Annotated in this window: 16 protein-coding genes; 9 read left to right on the top strand and 7 right to left on the bottom strand. The window is 69.0% G+C overall.

Annotated features, from left to right (window positions below; translation table 11 throughout):
• Positions 1-137: 137 nt before the first annotated feature.
• From AC4HOU_RS23735 to AC4HOU_RS23720, 4 genes are all read left to right on the top strand, one after another.
• Entirely contained in the window at positions 138-1994 is a 1857-nt protein-coding gene (locus AC4HOU_RS23735; protein WP_195019213.1) for a helix-turn-helix domain-containing protein, read from the top strand.
• A 43-nt stretch (positions 1995-2037) separates the two neighbouring features.
• Entirely contained in the window at positions 2038-2658 is a 621-nt protein-coding gene (locus AC4HOU_RS23730; protein ID WP_163812416.1) for a TetR/AcrR family transcriptional regulator, read from the top strand.
• The gene (locus AC4HOU_RS23725; RefSeq protein WP_195019214.1) at positions 2645-3409 is read left to right on the top strand and encodes a glucose 1-dehydrogenase; all 765 of its coding nucleotides are present in this window, start codon (positions 2645-2647) and stop codon (positions 3407-3409) included. Before AC4HOU_RS23730 ends, AC4HOU_RS23725 begins: the two co-directional genes overlap by 14 nt.
• Before the next feature lie 185 nt (positions 3410-3594).
• Positions 3595-4509 (top strand): alpha/beta hydrolase, encoded by a 915-nt coding sequence (locus AC4HOU_RS23720; protein WP_490725291.1) that lies wholly within the window; start codon positions 3595-3597, stop codon positions 4507-4509.
• Here AC4HOU_RS23720 and AC4HOU_RS23715 read toward each other — a convergent pair.
• The 5 genes from AC4HOU_RS23715 to AC4HOU_RS23695 form a co-directional block, all read right to left on the bottom strand.
• Positions 4501-5106 (bottom strand): TetR/AcrR family transcriptional regulator, encoded by a 606-nt coding sequence (locus AC4HOU_RS23715; protein ID WP_195019216.1) that lies wholly within the window; start codon positions 5104-5106, stop codon positions 4501-4503. The two genes, AC4HOU_RS23720 and AC4HOU_RS23715, sit on opposite strands and share 9 nt — an antisense overlap.
• Positions 5107-5158: 52 nt before the next feature.
• Positions 5159-6025, bottom strand: coding sequence for a short-chain dehydrogenase/reductase (locus tag AC4HOU_RS23710; protein WP_195020730.1), 867 nt, complete (start codon positions 6023-6025; stop codon positions 5159-5161).
• Positions 6025-7485 carry a flavin-containing monooxygenase gene (locus AC4HOU_RS23705; protein WP_195019217.1) on the bottom strand — a complete coding sequence of 487 codons (1461 nt, stop codon included), beginning with the start codon at positions 7483-7485 and terminating at the stop codon, positions 6025-6027. The genes AC4HOU_RS23710 and AC4HOU_RS23705 overlap by 1 nt, the downstream gene beginning before the upstream one ends.
• Positions 7486-7550: 65 nt before the next feature.
• Positions 7551-8594: a PDR/VanB family oxidoreductase gene (locus AC4HOU_RS23700; protein WP_194990971.1), complete on the bottom strand. Its 1044-nt coding sequence runs from the start codon at positions 8592-8594 to the stop codon at positions 7551-7553.
• Positions 8594-9514 carry a metal-dependent hydrolase gene (locus AC4HOU_RS23695; protein ID WP_163812404.1) on the bottom strand — a complete coding sequence of 307 codons (921 nt, stop codon included), beginning with the start codon at positions 9512-9514 and terminating at the stop codon, positions 8594-8596. Before AC4HOU_RS23695 ends, AC4HOU_RS23700 begins: the two co-directional genes overlap by 1 nt.
• A gap of 98 nt (positions 9515-9612) precedes the next feature.
• Here AC4HOU_RS23695 and AC4HOU_RS23690 point away from each other — a divergent pair, with 98 nt between their 5' ends.
• Positions 9613-10215: a TetR/AcrR family transcriptional regulator gene (locus AC4HOU_RS23690; protein WP_163812400.1), complete on the top strand. Its 603-nt coding sequence runs from the start codon at positions 9613-9615 to the stop codon at positions 10213-10215.
• Between the two features lie 31 nt (positions 10216-10246).
• Here the strand turns inward: AC4HOU_RS23690 and AC4HOU_RS23685 are convergent, their stop codons facing one another.
• The gene (locus AC4HOU_RS23685; RefSeq protein WP_163812398.1) at positions 10247-10393 is read right to left on the bottom strand and encodes a hypothetical protein; all 147 of its coding nucleotides are present in this window, start codon (positions 10391-10393) and stop codon (positions 10247-10249) included.
• Between the two features lie 351 nt (positions 10394-10744).
• Here AC4HOU_RS23685 and AC4HOU_RS23680 point away from each other — a divergent pair, with 351 nt between their 5' ends.
• Genes AC4HOU_RS23680 through AC4HOU_RS23665 form a run of 4 tightly spaced genes read left to right on the top strand, consistent with a single transcriptional unit; the run spans position 10745 to position 14524 of the window.
• Positions 10745-12589, top strand: coding sequence for a hypothetical protein (locus tag AC4HOU_RS23680; protein WP_490725297.1), 1845 nt, complete (start codon positions 10745-10747; stop codon positions 12587-12589).
• Positions 12586-12786, top strand: coding sequence for a hypothetical protein (locus AC4HOU_RS23675; protein WP_163812395.1), 201 nt, complete (start codon positions 12586-12588; stop codon positions 12784-12786). Before AC4HOU_RS23680 ends, AC4HOU_RS23675 begins: the two co-directional genes overlap by 4 nt.
• Positions 12783-13190: a hypothetical protein gene (locus AC4HOU_RS23670; protein ID WP_195019218.1), complete on the top strand. Its 408-nt coding sequence runs from the start codon at positions 12783-12785 to the stop codon at positions 13188-13190. The genes AC4HOU_RS23675 and AC4HOU_RS23670 overlap by 4 nt, the downstream gene beginning before the upstream one ends.
• Positions 13187-14524: a hypothetical protein gene (locus tag AC4HOU_RS23665; protein ID WP_195019219.1), complete on the top strand. Its 1338-nt coding sequence runs from the start codon at positions 13187-13189 to the stop codon at positions 14522-14524. Before AC4HOU_RS23670 ends, AC4HOU_RS23665 begins: the two co-directional genes overlap by 4 nt.
• A 7-nt stretch (positions 14525-14531) precedes the next feature.
• Here the strand turns inward: AC4HOU_RS23665 and AC4HOU_RS23660 are convergent, their stop codons facing one another.
• Positions 14532-17492, bottom strand: a complete 2961-nt coding sequence (locus AC4HOU_RS23660; RefSeq protein ID WP_195007174.1) for a crotonase/enoyl-CoA hydratase family protein — start codon at positions 17490-17492, stop codon at positions 14532-14534.
• Positions 17493-17526: the final 34 nt, after the last annotated feature.

The raw sequence follows: 17526 nt of genomic DNA, 5'->3' as shown, positions 1-17526 counted from the left end.
TGATGGACCCGGCGGTGCCGGGTGCGGGCGAGCGATTCCACGATATGGCCGCGGTCACCACCTGTATATGACCGGAACGTACATTCATTCAGGAGGTAGGTGTGCGCCGCGCACATAGAAAGGGGTCGGCTGTGGATATGTCGTTGTTGGAAGACATCGATGCCGGCATCTCCGAGGCCGAACTCGACGCCCGGCTCACCGAGGCGTTGCGGCGGCACGAGATCACCGAGGCCACCGCCGCGGCCGCGCGCGGCATCCACCGCAGGCTGGCCGAGCGGCGCGAACGCGAAGAACTGCTCCGGGTCTTGCACGACACCGCGACCGACCTGACCGGTATCCGCGACGTGGAGGCGGTATTGGCCGCCATCGTGCGGCGCACCCGGCTGCTGACCGGCAGCGATATGGCCTACATCAGCCTCAACGACTACCGCACCCGCGAGACGTATATCCGCAAGTCCGACGGTGTGATCACCCAGGCCTACCGGACCATCCGGATGCCGATCGGCACCGGCGTGCTCGGCAAGGCCGCGGCCGGACTGTCGCCGTATCAGTCGGCCGACTATCTCGCCGATCCCGGCATCGTGCACTTGCCGCACATCGACGCCATCGTCCGCGCCGAAGGTGTGCGCGCGATCCTCGGGGTGCCGCTGAATCTGCACGGCAGCGTGATCGGCGCGCTGTTGATCGCGGACCGGTCGCCGCGCAGCTATCCCAGCACCCTGATCGATCTCATCGACACGGTCGGCAAACACGCCGCCGTCGCGCTGGACAACGCCGAACGATTCACCGAGATCACCAGTGCGCTCGATGATCTCGCGTCCGAGCAGGACCTCCACGTCAGCCGGGTGCGCCAGCTCCAGGACGTGATCGCGCTGGATGAGCGGCTGATCGAAACCGTGGTCGGCGGACGCGGACTGGACGGATTCGCCGAACTCGCGCATCAGGTGCTCGCGGCGCCCGCGGTGGTGCTCGACCCCGCCGGCGGTGTGCTTGCCGCCCATCCCGGCGACCACGCGTGGGTCGACGCGATCGCCGAGCAGGCCAACGGCACGGAGTTCGCCGGCGTGATCGCCACCGGCAAACCCCGGGCCCTGCGAGACCGCACCCTGGTGCCCGCCAAGGCCGGCGGCACCCATCTGGCGACGTTGGTCCTGGCCGGATCGATTCCCGCGGGGCAGGGTGGGCTACTCGAGCGGCTGGCGATCTTCCTGACCGTGCTGCGCCTGTTCGACCAGGCTGCCCACGATTCCGCGCAGCGCCAGCAGTTCGAGGTGCTCGACGACATCCTCTCCGGACGTGTGGTCGATCTCGAGCAGTGGCAACGGCGTGCGGCGCGCTTCGGGCTCCGGCCGGGCGATCGGCTGACCAGCATCGTCATCGATGTGCACGGCGCCGATCACCGGCGCGTCGATGCGCACATCCGGCGTGCCCTCGGGGCGAGTCCGGCGCTGGTGGCCGAGCACGGCGGGCATTTCTGTGTGCTCGTCGCTGCCGGGCAGCACGCCGTCGCCGCTCTGGAAGGGGAGTTCGCGGCGCACGGTGTGCTCGCCACCCTCGGTTACGCCGGGCCGGCCGCGGGGCTCGACGCCGTCGCCGCCACCCACCGGCAGGCCGAACGCGCGCTGTCGACGCTGGTCCTGCTGGGCCGCGCGGGCCAGAGTCTCGACGGGGCCCGGCTCGGTGCCGTCGGCCTGCTGCTCGACGCGGCGGGCAAGCTCGGCGCCGAGTACGAGCCACTCGGCGAAATCGCGCCGCTGCTCGCCTATGACCGCGACCACGGGACCGCGCTCACCGAGACCGCCTGGGCCTACCTGGAAACCCATGCCGCACTGGCCGACACGGCCGCCCGGTTGTTCATCCACCGCAACACGGTGCGGCAGCGGCTGGCCCGCATCGCCGATCTGCTCGGCGAGGACTGGCTCGACAGCACCCGCCGACTCGACCTCCACCTCGCGCTGCGCATCTGGAAGTTGGGGGCCTCTCCCACTCAGTAGACGGATAACGGCAGTTTCTGCCACTAAGGCGTAGGCTGGGCCTATGGCACGCAAGCCACTGGAACCAGAAGTCCTGGTGGAAATCTCCCGCACGTGCGCGGACCTGTTCGTCCGCGCGGGTGGGTCGTCGCCGACAGTCGCGGAACTGGCCGCTGCGGCCGGGCTCGCCGAACGCAGCTTCTACCGCTATTTCCCGACCAAAGAAGACAGCCTGCGCCCGATGTTCGACGACGGCAACCACGCCTTCGCCCGCGCCATCGACGCCAGGCCCGAGGCCGACACCTTCGCCGACGTACTCGTGCACGCCTTCGAACGCACCTTCGCCGACACCGGCGACGAGCGATCGCGCGCGATCATGGCGACCGTCTTCGCCGACCCGGCCCTGCGGCGGGTGTGGCTCGAGGCCAGCTACGAGACCGCCGCGGTCATCCGGCCCGGCATCGCCCGCCGGATCGGCGCCGACGAAGCCGCCGTCGCCACGACCGTGGCCTGCGGTCAGGCGGTGCTGTTCGTCATCGCGGGCATGACCCACATGGTGCGCGACGGGCTGTCGTCGGCCGCGGCGGCCGCCGCCGTCGCCCGCGCCATGTTCGGGCGCACCGAAACCCCGAGCGGTGCCGGATCCGCACCGCGAAACGAAAGGAATCCCCATGAATCTCGCTGACAAAGTCGTCCTGGTCACCGGTGGCGCGCGTGGGCTCGGTGCAGCGTTCGCGCGCGGCGTCGTGGCCGCGGGTGGTCAGGTGATGATCGGCGACCTGCTCGACGAGGAAGGCGCGGCGGTGGCCGCCTCGCTCGGCGACAAGGCCGGCTATGTGCACCTCGATGTGACCGATCCGGCCGACTGGCAGGCCGCCGTGGACGCCACCGTCGCCGCGTTCGGCAAGCTGAACGGCCTGGTCAACAATGCAGGCATCTCCGCGTCCGGCCAGACCGTCGCCGACGAGCCGCTCGACACCTTCCAGCGCATCATTCAGATCAACCTGGTGTCGGTGTTCACCGGCATCCACACCGCGGTGCCCGCCATGCGCGCGGCGGGTGGCGGCTCGATCGTCAACATCTCCTCGGCGGCCGGCCTCATCGGTATGGCCTTGACCGGCGGATACGGTGCGGCGAAATGGGGTGTGCGTGGCCTCACCAAGGTGGCGGCGGTGGAGCTGGGGCGGGAGAACATTCGCGTCAACTCCGTCCATCCCGGCATGGTCTACACCCCGATGACCGCCCCCACCGGCATCAGCCCCGAACCGGGCGCCTTCCCCAACAATCCTTTCCAGCGGGTGGGCCGGGCCGAGGAACTCGTCGGCGCCGTCACCTATCTGCTCAGCGACGCCGCCTCCTACACCACCGGCGCCGAACTCGCCGTCGACGGCGGCTGGACGGCCGGGCCGTCGGTGGAATACATCATGGGGCAGTGAGCGCTCGGCTCACCAGTCCGATGAGGCGCGCGCTGAAGTCGTGCTCGGCCGCCACGAATGCGAGCAGCTCGCTCGGCATAAGGTGCGCGAAAACCATCGTTGCAGCTCAAAGGCTATTTCTGGCAGGCCGTGCCGGGAGTGGAACGCGAGTTGTGGGCCGCTGACTCGAGCCACAGGCTTGGTGCATGGACTACCGCAGATACGACCAATTCCTTCCCGCCGGTTACCGCGCAGAATCCCTGACCGCCCCGGAATCGACGTGGTGGTCGTGGCGCGGGCATCGGGTGCATGTCGCTCGCGCAAGGGTGCCGGAGGCATCGGTGCGGGTGCTGGCGGTGCACGGAGCCGGCGGGCACGCCGGGCTGGTGTGGCCGATCGCGGCGCTCGCCGCACAGGCCGGGGTCGACACCATGGCGATCGATATGCCCCTCTATGGCGATACCGTGGTGCCCGACCCGCACTCGGTGCGCTACACCGACTGGATCGAGCTGCTGTGCGAGTTCGTTTGCGCGGAAACCGCATCCGATCCGAGGCCGTTGATCGTGTTCGGCGCCAGCATGGGCGGGATGCTCGCCTATGAGGTCGCCGCCCGCACCGGAGCGGTTGCCCATGTGGTGGCGACCTGTCTCCTGGATCCGGCCGATCCGGCCGCGCGGCGGGCGGCGGTGCGTTGGTCGTTCACCGGTGGCGCCGCACCGACGGTGCTGCGGTCGGTGCGGCCGTTGGCGGGCGGGCTCCGGGTGCCGATCAAGTGGCTGGTCGATATGGGCAACATGAGCCTGGATCCCGAGCTGTCGCGGCTGTGCGCTGCGGATCCGAAGGGCGGCGGCGTTCGGGTACCGCTGGGGTTCCTCGCCGATTTCCTCGACTTCACGCACACACCGCCGGAATCGACGACGACGCCGCTCACCCTGGCACATCCTGCGGCCGATCGCTGGACCCCGCCCGAACTGAGCCTCCGATTTCTCCACCGGATCGCGGCGCAGACACGACTCGTCCTCCTGGACGGCTGCGGGCATTTTCCGATCGAAGATCCAGGTATCAGGCGTCTGCGGGACACGCTCATCGGTGTGCTGGAGGAGGTTTCGCACTCACACTGACGGCTGATCGGCCGGCGCGGCAACGAGCTGCCGCGCCAGCGTCATCAGCGCATCGGTGTCGAGCCGGTGCCGGGTCAGCACGCGGTGCAGGTGTGCGTCGATGGTGTGCACCAGGGTCTGAGCGAGATACCGCGGGTCCGCGCCGCCACGGCCGCACCGTTCGAGATGGAAGGCGACCTCGGCGGCGAGATGATCCTCGAAAGCTTGCAGCGCGGTCGCTTCGCCCGGCAACCGCGGTGCGACCCGGTGCAGCAGGGCGTGCAGTGCCGGCCGGTCACGGTGCAGCTCGACCACAGCCTCGAGGATTGACCGCATGGTGTCCTCGAAATCCGGTCGCGTGGTGCGTAGTTCGGTGAACACCGCCTCGAGCCGCTCGGCCGACTCCGCCAGGTGTCGCTCGGCGATCGCCCGCAACAGCGCGTGTTTGTTCGGGAAGTACTGATACAACGTCCCCACCGACAGCCCCGCCCGCTCGGCGATCCGATTGGTCGTCGTCGTCAGCCCCTCCCGGGTGAACATCTGCGCGGCCGCCTCGAGCAGCGTATCCACCGTCTCCCTGGACCGCCGCTGCCGCGGGATCTTGCGCGCCTCGCTCATGGTGGCTCCACTGTATGCACCTGCGCGAGGCTCGGCTACGCCTCCAGCCGCGCTATCGACGCTGTTCGAGCCGGCGGATCAGCCCGTGCACCTTCGGGTCGGCGGCCAGGCGGCTGTCCAGGACGATGTTCACCGCGCCGCGGAGCAGGGCGTAGGGCTCCCAGCCGGCGGGGGCGATGGTGCGGGCGGCGCGGCGGGAGATGCCGTCGGCGATGGTGCGGGCGGCCTGTTCGGCGGTGATGCGGACGTTGAGGGGCCAGGGGAGCATGGCGTCGAGTTCGATGCCGAGTTCGTCGGCGTCGAGCATGTCGTGGGTCATCGCGGTCTCGACCACCCCGAAGTAGGCGATGCCCGCGCTGGCGCCGACGGCGGCGAGTTCGACGCGCAGCGCGCGGCCGAACTGTTCGACGGCCGCCTTGCTCATCATGTACGGCGATCCGCCCATGCCCGGCGCGAACGCCGCACAGGAGGACACCACGACCACATGGCCTCTCGATGCGATCACCGCATCGAGAGCCGGATGCACGGTATTGAACACCCCGGTCAGGTTGATCCCCATGACGCGATCGAATTCGCGAGGATCCATCGTGCGCACGGTCGCGGGCGCCGGGGTCACTCCGGCGTTGGCGACGACGACGTCGAGTGCCCCGAAATGCCCGATCGCGCGATCCACGACCTCGGCCATCCGGTCCCGGTCCGCGACATCGGCGCCGAGCGCGAGCGCCCGTGGACCGAGCGCGCGGGCCGCCGCCTGTGCCGCCGCCTCGTCGATATCCACCAGCACCACCGACGCGCCACGTGCGTAGAGAATCTCGGCCAGCTCCAGCCCGATGCCCTGGCCGGCGCCGGTGATGAGCGCGGTCCGGCCGGCGACCCGGTAGCTGTCGCGACCGGTGAAGGGGCTGAGCAGTTGGCTGATCACAGGGTCACCTCATAGGACTGCGCGTCGAATTTGCTGGTGCGGCGGCGGTATTCGAAACTCCAGTTGGGGTAGAGCCCGGCATTGCCGCCGTCGGGGGTGGTGTAGTAGCTGGTGCACCCACCCGTCAGCCACACCGTCGACGCGCTGCGCTCGGCCATCTCGCGAACGAACGCGTCCTGGACGTGTCGGCGCACCTCCACCCGCCGTGCGCCGCTGTCGCGCATCGTGGTCAACGCATCCACGATGTAGGTGATCTGCGATTCGATCATGTAGATCGCGGACTGATTGCCCGCCGCCCCGAACGGTGCGAGGGTCGCGAAGAAGTTCGGGAATTCGGCGAGGGCGGTACCGAGATAGGACTGGGGACGCCGGTGATACAGGTCGGCGATGGATCGGCCCTTGCGCCCGACGAACCGCTCGAAGACGGAGGGAATGGGGTCGAATCCGGTGCCGTAGATGATGGTGTCCACCGGGATCTCCGCACCCGCCCAGGTGACGATGGAACGCGGCCTGACCTCGGCGATCGGATCGGTGACCACATCGACGTTCGGCTGGTCGAGCGCCGGCAGATACGCGTCGGAGAAGATGGCGCGTTTGCAGCCGATCATGTAATCGGGGGTCACCTTCTTGCGCAGTTCCGGGTCCCGGATCTGACGTCGCAACTGCATCCGCCCCAGCAGCTCATAGGGATGACGGAAACGGTTGTCCACGAATCCGACCAAGCCGAAGCCCTCGATCAGGGTGTACCAGGTGCCGCGGATGGCCTTCTGCGCCAGCGGCACCCGGTCCAAGATCATCCGCTCCAGCGCGACGGTGCGCCGGTCCATGCGCGGCACGATCCACGGCGCCGATCGCTGGAAGACGGTCAGCCTGCCGACCTTCGGCTGGATCTCCGGGATGAACTGCACCGCGGACGCGCCGGTGCCGATGACCGCGACCCGCTCACCGGTCAGATCGTGCTCATGGTCCCAATGCAGGGAATGAAAGGCCGTGCCCTCGAACGATTCCAGCCCCGGCAGCGACGGGTACTTCGCCTCGGCGAACACTCCCGCCGCCGAGATCAGGAAGTCCGCGGTGAGCGGGCCGCGCGAGGTATCGATGTGCCACTGCGCACGCTGCTCGTCCCAGCGCGCTCCGGTCAGTTCGGTGTCGAATCGGATATGGCGCACCACACCGTGTTCGGTGGCCACCGAGCGCAGGTACTCGAGGATCTCCCGCTGTTTGCCGTAGGTGCGCGACCAGCGCGGATTCGGTGCGAACGAGTAGCTGTACAGATGCGAGGGGACATCGCAGGCGCAGCCGGGATAGGTGTTGGCCTGCCAGGTTCCGCCGAGATCGCCGGCGCGTTCGAGCACCACCAGATCGTGGAAACCGGCCTCCCGCAGCTTGATGGCGAGCCCGATTCCACCGAATCCGGCGCCGACGATGGCGATGGGGGTGTGCTCGATGCTGGACATCGCAGGGGACTCCTCGTCGGGGTGGGTCGAGACGCGCGTGCGTCGAGTACTCGGGGCCATGGGGTTCACAGATCGATCACGAGCGAGTGGCCCGCGGCACGGGAGACGCAGGTGAGCATCCGGTCCTCGCGCTCGGTGGCGGTGAGCAGCCGGTCACGGTGATCGACCGCGCCGGACAACACCGACACCTTGCAGGTTCCGCAGAAGCCCTGCCGGCAGGAATAGAGGACATCGGGGACAGCGCGCGCGATGGCGGTGAGCGCGGTTTCCGCCGCGTCGACGCGCACCGTCGTTCCGGTGCGGGCGAGGGTGAGATCGAAGGGCTTGCCGTCGCGCACCGGCAGGGCCGAAAAGCGTTCGGTATGCAGCGAACCGGTGGGGTTCAGGTCGAAGAAGACGCGCTGGGCTTCGGCCAGGACCGGCGGCGGGCCGCAAACGTACACCGCCGCACCCGGCGCGGCGCGGGCGATCAGCTCCGCGATGCGCGGGCTGCCGTATTCGTCGTCGGGCAGGACCTCGGCGGTCGTGGGCAACTCGTCGAGGAAGGGCATCGTCGAGCGCGACCGGCCCAGATAGATGAGCTGTCCGCGCGCTCCCGCCGCCTTCGCCATCGGCAGGATCGGGGTGATGCCGATACCGGCCGCGAGAAACAGATACGAGGGCGCGTCCACGAAGCTGAACGCATTGCGTGGCCCGCGCACCCGGATGGTGTCACCGGCGCGCAGGGTGTCGTGGATTTCGACCGAACCGCCGCCGCCGTCGGGGAGTCGGCGCACCGCGATCCGGTAGGAGTACCGGTCGGCGGGATCGCCGCAGAGGGAGTACTGGCGTTGCCTGCCCGACGGCAGGACGAGGTCCAGGTGCGAGCCCGGTGTCCACCTCGGGAGCGGACCACCGCCGGTGGCACGGAGCGTGAGCACGCGCACGTCCTCGGCCGCCGAGGTGCTCGACGCGACGACCATGGCCAGTTCGAAGCCACTGCGCCGCACCGGCTTCGGCCGAGACAGCAGGGGAGCCGCGGGCCCGGCGACGAACAGGTGTTTGTACACGTCGACGGCTGTGGCGAGCACCCGAAGGCTCGCCGGGGGAGCGGGACGATCGATCACCATCACCACGCCACCAGGTGCTCGTCGCCTTCGGGAGCGTGCGCGGTACGGGCGGCCGGCGAATGGGCCAGGTAGCGCAACGCGTTGTCCATCGAGCCCAACTGCGAGGGGTGGAAACTCGGCCGCAGATACCGGGGCATCTCGGTGAAGAACACCGTCCAGCTCGGTATCACGCCACGCGCGGTCGCGCTGACGAATTGCAGCGGCCAGAACCGGCCCTTGTCGGGTGAGGGATCCTTGCGATACAGGTACGCCGTCGACACGATGAACAGCGGCAGCAGGGTCGCGGTGGCCAGCAGCGCGGTGCGCGCCCGCCGGGCATAGCCGCCGTCCAGATGCATGTAGGCGTCGAAGACGACACTGCGATGCTCGACCTCCTCGGCGCCGTGCCAGCGGACCAGGTCGAGCATCGTCGGGTGCATGCCCTTCTGCTCGAGTACCTGCGCTTCGAGCAGCCATTCGCCGATCACCGCGGTGAAGTGCTCCATCCCGGCGAACAATCCGAGCCGTTCGCGCAGCCAGGCACGTTTGGCCCGCCCGGTCAGGCCGTGATCGCCGAGCACCCGATCGACCAGCCAGGACACCGCCTGCACGTAGCCCTCGGCGTCGAGGCCGAGCGATTGCAGATGTTTGCGGGCGCCTTCGTGGCTGCTGGCATGCATCGTCTCCTGGCCGACGAAGCCCTGCACTTCTTCACGTAGCCGAGGGTCGTCGATATGGGGGAGTGCCTCGGCCAAGGCCATCGCCATCGCGCGTTCGCCTTCGGGCAGCACCAGGTGCATCACGTTGACGATGTGGGTGGCCAGTACCTCGTCGGGGATGTAGTGCATGGGCACCGACTCGAAGTCGAAGTGCACGTCGCGGGCGTGGATCGCGTGCGCTTCTTCCTGGTACGGACGCCTCGTTGCGTCGATTTCCGCCATGCGCCGACCGTACAGTGCAACAAATAGCTTTGCAATGTTGCAGCAACAAATCGCCACAGAATGTTGCACTGCCGTGCCGGGTTGCTAGTTTGGGAGCTGTGACCACAGCGGCTGCCAGCAGGGACGACACCGATTCGATCGAATCGCGGATCCTCGACGCCGCCCTGGCGCAATTCGGTGAGCTCGGCATCAAGAAGACGACCATCGAGGACATCGCCCGCAAGGCGGGCGTGGATCGGGTGACCGTCTACCGCCGCATCGGTTCCCGCGACGACGTCGTGCGTGCGGTGGCGCTGCGCGAGGTGAACGCCGTGCTCACCGAACTCGACGACGTCGCCGCGCGTAACGACACGCTGGCCGACCTCGTCGCCGACATCTTCGTCACCGTTGTCACCCGCTGGCGCGCGCATCCGCTGGTGCAGCGGATGCTCACGGTGGAGTCCGATCGGCTGCTGCCGCAACTGACCACCGAAGGCGGCGCGGCGTTCACCGTGTCGACCGCCGCGGGCGTCGCGGCGGTGCGGCAGGCGGTCGAGCGCGGCCTGCTCCCGGATTCACCCGAGCTGAGCACCCGGGTGGAGATCGCCTGCCGGTTCGTGCATTCGCTGATCCTGCAGCCGGTCGGCTCGATTCCGCTCGACACCGACGAGCAGATGCGCGATTTCGCGCGCACGTATCTGGTGCCCATCGTCACCGGCTGACGCGAGATCGCCGGGGCAGGGCCGATCCTGCCTACTGGGTGTCGTCGCCTTCCTCGGCCTCGGCATTGAGCGCCTTCTCCAATTCGACGCGCAGCCGGTTCGCGGTCGAGGTGTCACCCGCGTCCTCGGCGGTGGTGATGTCCTGGCGCAGCTGCGCGATCGTGTCCTGAGAAACCATGAGGTCCTCCTTCGGGGTTGCGGTCGTGTCGTCTCTGACGGGTTGTCCGGTTTCGCGGCGGAGAAACCGGCGGGCCGCCCGGTCGGCGGGGTACGGTGCGAATCCAGACGGCCGCAATGAGATGGGCGTCACAGTCAGTGGGTGAACGGTTGTGCTCTGAAATGGTGGGACCACGTTCGCGTCGTGTGTGGCGATGCGATCTGGGTATGGCAGTGGATGTAGTCGAAAACCGTCGGCCAACTGCGCGAGGACGTAGCTGTGCCGACAACGGAAGTTATGTAGTACTGTCCGTAACATTCATTCGAGACGAGTGTTGACTCATTGCAGTGGGAGGTCTTCGTGTCCGGCGCGATGCACGATGTGGCAGGCGGACTGTCCGCACAGGGCGCCGAAGGTGGCGGCGCGGCGCTCGACCAGGTCGCGATCATGACCGGCTCCGCCGGAGTCATCGCCCTGGTGCTGCTGTGGGTGGGATACCTGCATCGCACTCGCCGCATCACCTGGCTCGGCTCACTGGCCGACCGCGTCGGCGCCCTGGTGAACCGGCCCGGCTGGGTGGCCCTGCCGATCGTGATGTTCCTGGCCACCATCCTCACCGCGCTACTCGGCTTCATCTGGGACGTCAGCCTGCACATCGGCAACGGCCGCGACGAAGGCCCGCTGGCCAACCCCGCGCACTACTTCATCCTCGCGGGGCTGTTCTTCCTGTTCACCGCGGGCATGCTGGCCATCGTGCTGCCGCTGGACGAGAAGCCCGGCGTAGCGTCCGTGCGCATCACCCGCACCTGGTACGCGCCCGTCGGCGGCATCCTCATCGCCGGCGCGGGTCTGTACGCGCTGATCGGGTTCCCGCTCGATGACATCTGGCACCGGCTGTTCGGCCAGGACGTCACGCTGTGGGGCCCGACGCATCTGATGCTGATCGGCGGTGCGGGTCTGTCCCTGGTCGGTGTGCTGCTGCTGGAATTCGAGGGCTCGCGCAACCGGCCCGATCCCGAACGTGCGGACAACCGGGTGAACTGGCTGTTGCGCGCGTTCGCCTTCGGCGGCTTGATCATCGGTTTGTCGGTGTTCCCGGTCGAATACGATTTCGGCGTCGAGCAGTTCCGGCTGGTATTGCAGCCCATGCTCCTCGTCGCCGCGGCCACCATCACCCTCGTCGCGGCCCGCATCACGCTCGGCGCGTTCAGCACGTTCGTCGTGGTCGCCTTCGCCGTGCTGGTGCGCGGGGTGGTCGCCTACCTCGTCGGCGGCCCGATCATCGACGCGCCGCGCAATGTGTTCCCGTTGTACCTCGGCGCCGCGGTCGTGGTGGAGCTGATGGCCTTGCTGCCGTTGCTCAAGCAGCGGGTGTGGTGGGGTGCGCTGACCGGGTTCGCGGTGGCGACCATCGGCATCTGGCTGGAATCGCTGTGGGTGTCGGCGATGTTCGTCGATCCGTGGCCCGCGTCCATGTGGCCGGAGCTGCTCGCGATGGCGGTACCGACGGGCGTGGCCGGCGGTGTGGTCGGTGCGCTGTTGGGCATCGTGCTGCGCGGCGAGGTGCTGCCGCGTCCGCCGGTGCGTCGTGGGTTGATGGTCGCCGCGGTGCTGATCGTCGCCGCCGCCACCGCGAACGGGCTGATCATCGAGGTACCCGAGAACGCGAAGGCCACGGTGACGTTGCGCGAGGCCGAACCGGTCGACGGCGGGCGCATGGTGACCGCCGATATCCGCTTCAGCCCGACCGACCTCGTCGGCGACGATCCCGAATGGGTGCAGATCCTGTCCTGGCAGGGTGGCGTCGGCTCCGATAGTCCGGGCCGTGGCCTCGTTGTCGATCACTTGCGTCGGGTCGGCGAAGGTCACTACGAATCCACCGAACCCGTTCCGGCGCACGGCACCTGGAAGACGGTGCTGCGGGTGCAGGACGGGCGGATGCAGACCGCGCTGCCGATCTTCATGCCCGAGGACCCGGGTATCGGTGCGGCCGAGGTCGCGGCGCCGCCGGAGTTCACCCGTGATTTCGTCGCCGAGATCACCGTGCTGCAGCGCGAACGTTCCTTCGACCATCCGGCGTGGTTGTTCGGCGCCGCCTCGCTGCTGGTGCTGCTGTGCAGCCTGATCCTGATCGGCTCGCTGTCGTGGGGTGCGGCCCGGATCAACGACCGCTACCTGGCGGCGACGCCGCAGCCGAGTCCGGTGCACGGAGGATGATCGCGGCCGTCGACCGGGTGGACGTGCTGGCCGACCATTCGGTGCTGCTCGCCGTCCCGGCCTTCGCCCCCGCGTTCGTGGTGGTCGGCATCATCGTATTCATCGCGGTACGCGATCGCCGCGCGGAGAAACGCGAGAACGGGCCGGAAACCACGCCGACGCAACATCATTCGCCTGATGAGGAGGAGCCTCGATGAGCCGCACCCTGCGGTATTGCGCGCTGACGCTGATGGCAGGCGCCACCATGCTGGCCTGTTCGTCCACACCGGAGCAGACCACCTCGGCCCCAGCGCCGCCGACGGCCGCCTCGGCCACCGATTCGGCCGCCGCGGATGCTCTCGTCATCGAGGTGCGCATCGCCGACGGTTCGGTGACGCCCGTGAACGCCCGATTGGATGCCACGGTGGGACGGCCCATCGAAGTGGTCGTCGACAGTGACACCGAGGAAGAGCTGCATGTGCACGCCACCCCGGAGCACACCTTCGCGGTGGTGCCGGGAGCCGGTCAGCGCTTCGCCTTCACCGTCGAGGTGCCCGGCCGGGTCGAGATCGAACTGCACGGATCGCACCGCACGGTGGCGACGGTGGACGTCCGCCCGTGAGCGATGTGCTCGCGCACGGGATCTCCGGCGCGACCGATCTGCCGATCCCGCTGTCGTACGCGCTGATCGGCGCGGCCTGGGCGTTGACGTTCTCGTTCGCGGTGCTGGCCTTCGCATGGCGGGAACCCCGGCTGGACCCGGATTCGCCGGGCATCCGGCTGCCCGGGGCCGCGCGCGCCGTGCTCGATTCGACGGTGGCCCGGACGCTGCTGGCCACGGCCGGATCGATCGGCGCCGCCGGAGTCGTCGCGGCCGGATTCGCCGGCTCGCAGCATCCGGCGGACAATCCGGTGCCCGGCATCGTCTACATCTTCGTCTGGGTGGGTGTGCCGGTGGCCTCGCTGGTGTTCGGGCCGGTGTGGAAGGTGGTGTCGCCGCCGCGGGCCGCGCACCGGCTGCTGTGCCGGTGCACCGGCCGGGCGCCCGGCCAGGGGTTGCTCCGGTATCCGGAGTCCTGGGGGTACCGGCCGGCCGCGGTGCTGCTGTTCAGTTTCGTCTGGCTGGAGCTGGCGTCACCGGAGCCGGGTTCGGTACTCGCGGTGACCATCTGGTTCACCGGCTATCTGGTGCTGAGCACAGTGGGGCTGGTGGTCTTCGGCACCGTGTGGGCCGAGCGCGCGGACCCGCTCGAGGTCTACAGCAGTCTGCTCGCCCGCCTGAGCCCGCTGGCGCGGGGCGCGGACGCGGCGCCGGTGTTGCGGTGGCCGCTGAACAATCTGGCGGGGACGCCGGCGCTGCTCGGCTCGGTCGCCGTCGCCGCCACCCTCTTGGGATCGACGGCGTTCGACAGCTTTTCGATGTTCCCCGGCTGGCGCGATCTGCTCATCGAGGTGGGCGGCGACTCCACCCTGATCACCACGCTGCTGCGCACGGCCGGGCTGCTCGGGTTCATCCTGGTGGTCTGGGCGGTCTTCGAGCTCGCGACCCGAGCCACCGGCGGGCTCACCCGCGAGCAGCGCGCGAGGTTGCCGATCCTGCTCGCGCACAGCCTGACCCCGATCGTCGCGGGTTACATCATCGCCCACTACCTGACCTTCCTGGTGGAGAAGGGACAGGCGACGCTGATCCTGTGTGCCGACCCGTTCGGGCGCGGCTGGAACCTCGCCGGCCTGGCCGACCTCGAGGTGCACTACATCCTGTCCAGCCACCCCTCGGTGCTCGCGACCATCAAGGTGCTCGCCGTGCTCACCGGCCATATCCTCGGCGTCGCCGCCGCCCACGACCGCTGCCTGCGGTTGTTGCCGCCACGGCACCGGCTGACCGGACAGCTCGCCCTCATGCTGGTGATGGTCGGTTTCACCTTCACCGGGCTCTACCTCCTGTTCGAGGCCTGAGCGCCGATCAGCGGCCCTTCCAGATCGGATCGCGCTTCTCGGTGAACGCGCGCACGCCCTCGGCCGCGTCCTCGGAGAACAGGGCGGTGGAGGCGATGTCGGATTGCCGGTCGAAGGCCTCGCCGCGGTCCCAGTCGCCGGCCTCCTCGATGATCTGTTTGCTGCCGAGCACGCTCAGCGGAGCGTTGACGGCGATCCGTTCGGCGAGGTCCAGCGCGGCGTCCAAGGCGTCGCCCGGCTCGGTGATCGCGTTGATCAGACCGAATTCGGCCAGTGTGGTGGCAGGCATGGGATCGCCGGTGAGCGCGAGTTCCATGGCGATATTGCGGGGCAACCGCTCCCGCAACCGCAGCACACCGCCCGCCGCGGCGATCAGGCCACGTTTCGGTTCGGGTATGCCGAACTGCGCATCGCGGGCCGCCACGATGAGATCCGCGGCCAGCGCGAGTTCGCAGCCGCCGGCCAGTGCGGGACCCTCGACAGCGGCGATGAGCGGTTTACGCGGCGGCTTCCCGGTCAGCCCGAGGGGTCCGCGGCCTTCGGTCAACGGTGCTTCACCGCCGGCCATGGCTTTGAGGTCCATGCCGGAACTGAAATAGCCGTCGGCGCCGGTGAGTACCGCGACTCGCAGGGCGGGGTCGGCGTCGAACGCGTCGCAGGCGCGTTCCAGCGCGACGGCCATGGCGTGGTTGACCGCATTGCGGACCGCTGGCCGGTTCAGAGTGAGGATCATGATCGGGCCGCGCCGCTCCACCAGCACCGGAGGCGGGGGAGGGGCGGGCAACTCGATGGGGCGGTCGCCGTCGATGGTGATCTGCTCGCCGCGCACGGTGACGGGCAGTCCGAGCGCATCGGTATCGGCGAGCAGATCGAGCAGTCCGGATTCCTTGCTACGCAGCAGAACTCGAGCACCCTCGGGGGTGAGCAGGCTCAGGATGGCGGCTTCGGGGCGGCCGTCCCGGTCATACGGCAGGGTATAGGCCTCGACGACGGCCTGCCCTTCATAGCCTTGCCGGACCGGGCGCGCCGGTGGATGGTCGACGATCGGCCGTAGATGCGCATACGCCTGCCGCGGCGGCGTCGCCGAGTAGACGCCGATCGCGTGCTTGGTGACATACCAGCCGAGCGAGGTACTCAGCCCGAACGTGTCGGGATGCGCGCGCAGCTGCTCCACCATGGTGGCGACGGCATGGGTTCCGTAGTTGTTGCCGGGTCCGCCGCCGAAGGTCAGCCCGCCGGTCACCGACAGCGGCCGGGCCGGATCGTCGTCCGGCAGGCCGAGTTCGCGGGCCGCGATCTGCACCGCCACCGGGAAACAGGAGTACAGGTCGACCGGTCCGATCTGGTCGATCCCGATTCCTGCGTGCTCGAGCGCGGCGGCGCCGATGGTACGAATCGCTGGAGAGGCGGCCAGTTCCGCGCGTTCGGAGACGAACCACTCGTCGTGCGCCGATGCCCCCGCATGCAGGAAAATCCATTTGTCCTGCGCGATGCCCGCCGCTTCGGCCGCCGCGACGCTGCACAGCACCAGGCCCGCCGCCATATCCACCTGGAGATTGGCGCACAGTAGTTTGGTGTAGGGCGCCGAGACCATCCGATTGTCGGACGATGGCGTGGTGAGTTCGTCGCCGGTGAATTCCTGCGGCAGCCAGGCATTCGGGTTGCGCGCCCCGATGGCCGACATCCGCGACCACAGCTCGCCGATCGCGCGCAGATGCTGCTTCGGTTCCCGGCCGAGGCGATGCCGGTTGGCAGATTCCATGAGCGCGTACATATAGATCGGCGCGCCCAGCCCGGCAGCGATCTCGGCGGCGTTGTTGGCTTCGCGATCGATGCCCGCCGTGCGGGTCGGCTGCGTCTCCGGACCTTGTTCCGGCCAGTCGATCTCGGCACCGGAGCGTTGCGCGGCGGCCAGGGTGGCGCCGGCTTCGGCGCCGGTGACCAGCACCATCTCGTAGGTGCCGTCGGAAATGGCTTGGGCCGCTTCATTGATCAGCAGCTGACCGCCATCGCCGCCGTACCTCGACGACTGCACGGTGTCGACCTCGCGGGCGCCGACCGCCGCGGCAACCAGCGCGCCCATGTCGCGGTACTGCCAGGAGGCGCTGGCGACCGAGAACACCGCATCCGCGCGGGTGAGCAGGCTCTCGCCTGCGCTCGCCCCGGTATCGGCCGCGGCGATGCGCAGTGCCTTCGCCGCGAGCGTGGCCGGGTCGGCGGCGGTGTCCGGGGTGTGCGAGACGAACTGGCCGGCGCCGACAAGGACGGGAGTGTTCGGTGCGAGGGTCCGGCCGGAAGCCGTGTGCACCACGGGCTTCGCGGTTCGGCGAGTGGCCAGCGGCCCGGCCGCCGCCACCCGGTCCGGCACCCGGTCCAGCGACTCGCGCAAGGCCTCGGACAGGGTGCGCACCAGCGACGCGCCCAGCGGGCCTTCGACGGGCTGCCCGGACAGTCCGGCGTCGAAGCAGGCGAGCGAGCCCGCGCCGTCGGAATGCACCGTCAACCAGAATCCGAGCGTCAGGCCCATCGGACCGCGACCGCGTAAGGCGATGGCGGTGGGCTCGGCGGAGACGACCGTCCAGGCGATATCGGCGGGCAGGCCCATGAACTTCACCTGCTGGCCGAATTCCAGTCCGGCGTACGCACCCGTCGGTGTCTCGCCGCGGAAGGCGGCATGCATGGTGAGCCACTCGGGGAAACGGGCGGGGTCGGTGAGATAGGCCGCGACCGTCTCCGCCGGGGCGTCGAGGTGCGTGGCGGCGTGCGCGCGTTTGTCGAACTCCGCGAGACCGGCGGGAGGAACGTGGTCGACGTCGATCGGCGTGGGCTCCGGTGATCCGGCACGGCCGAGCGCGCCGGCCGCGAGATCGCGCAGGATGCGCGGATTGCCGAGCACGGCGTCGGTGAGCTGCCGCACCGCGCGCGCTTGGTTACGTGCCTGCCGCAGCACGCGGGGAACACGACCCACGTCGGTCACCACCTTGTCTTGACGTTGATGGAAC

The organism is Nocardia sp. JCM 38205, assembly GCF_058222935.1.
This window is presented reverse-complemented; position numbering and strand designations above follow the sequence as displayed.

Coding starts and splice junctions, on each gene's coding strand:
- AC4HOU_RS23715 (WP_195019216.1), bottom strand. CDS start 5,106: ATGAGCGAGGCGCGCAAGATCCCGCGGCAGCGGCGGTCCAGGGAGACG.
- AC4HOU_RS23725 (WP_195019214.1), top strand. CDS start 2,645: ATGAATCTCGCTGACAAAGTCGTCCTGGTCACCGGTGGCGCGCGTGGG.
- AC4HOU_RS23670 (WP_195019218.1), top strand. CDS start 12,783: ATGAGCCGCACCCTGCGGTATTGCGCGCTGACGCTGATGGCAGGCGCC.
- AC4HOU_RS23695 (WP_163812404.1), bottom strand. CDS start 9,514: ATGGCGGAAATCGACGCAACGAGGCGTCCGTACCAGGAAGAAGCGCAC.
- AC4HOU_RS23680 (WP_490725297.1), top strand. CDS start 10,745: ATGCACGATGTGGCAGGCGGACTGTCCGCACAGGGCGCCGAAGGTGGC.
- AC4HOU_RS23735 (WP_195019213.1), top strand. CDS start 138: ATGTCGTTGTTGGAAGACATCGATGCCGGCATCTCCGAGGCCGAACTC.
- AC4HOU_RS23705 (WP_195019217.1), bottom strand. CDS start 7,485: ATGTCCAGCATCGAGCACACCCCCATCGCCATCGTCGGCGCCGGATTC.
- AC4HOU_RS23720 (WP_490725291.1), top strand. CDS start 3,595: ATGGACTACCGCAGATACGACCAATTCCTTCCCGCCGGTTACCGCGCA.
- AC4HOU_RS23730 (WP_163812416.1), top strand. CDS start 2,038: ATGGCACGCAAGCCACTGGAACCAGAAGTCCTGGTGGAAATCTCCCGC.
- AC4HOU_RS23685 (WP_163812398.1), bottom strand. CDS start 10,393: ATGGTTTCTCAGGACACGATCGCGCAGCTGCGCCAGGACATCACCACC.
- AC4HOU_RS23700 (WP_194990971.1), bottom strand. CDS start 8,594: ATGGTGATCGATCGTCCCGCTCCCCCGGCGAGCCTTCGGGTGCTCGCC.
- AC4HOU_RS23675 (WP_163812395.1), top strand. CDS start 12,586: ATGATCGCGGCCGTCGACCGGGTGGACGTGCTGGCCGACCATTCGGTG.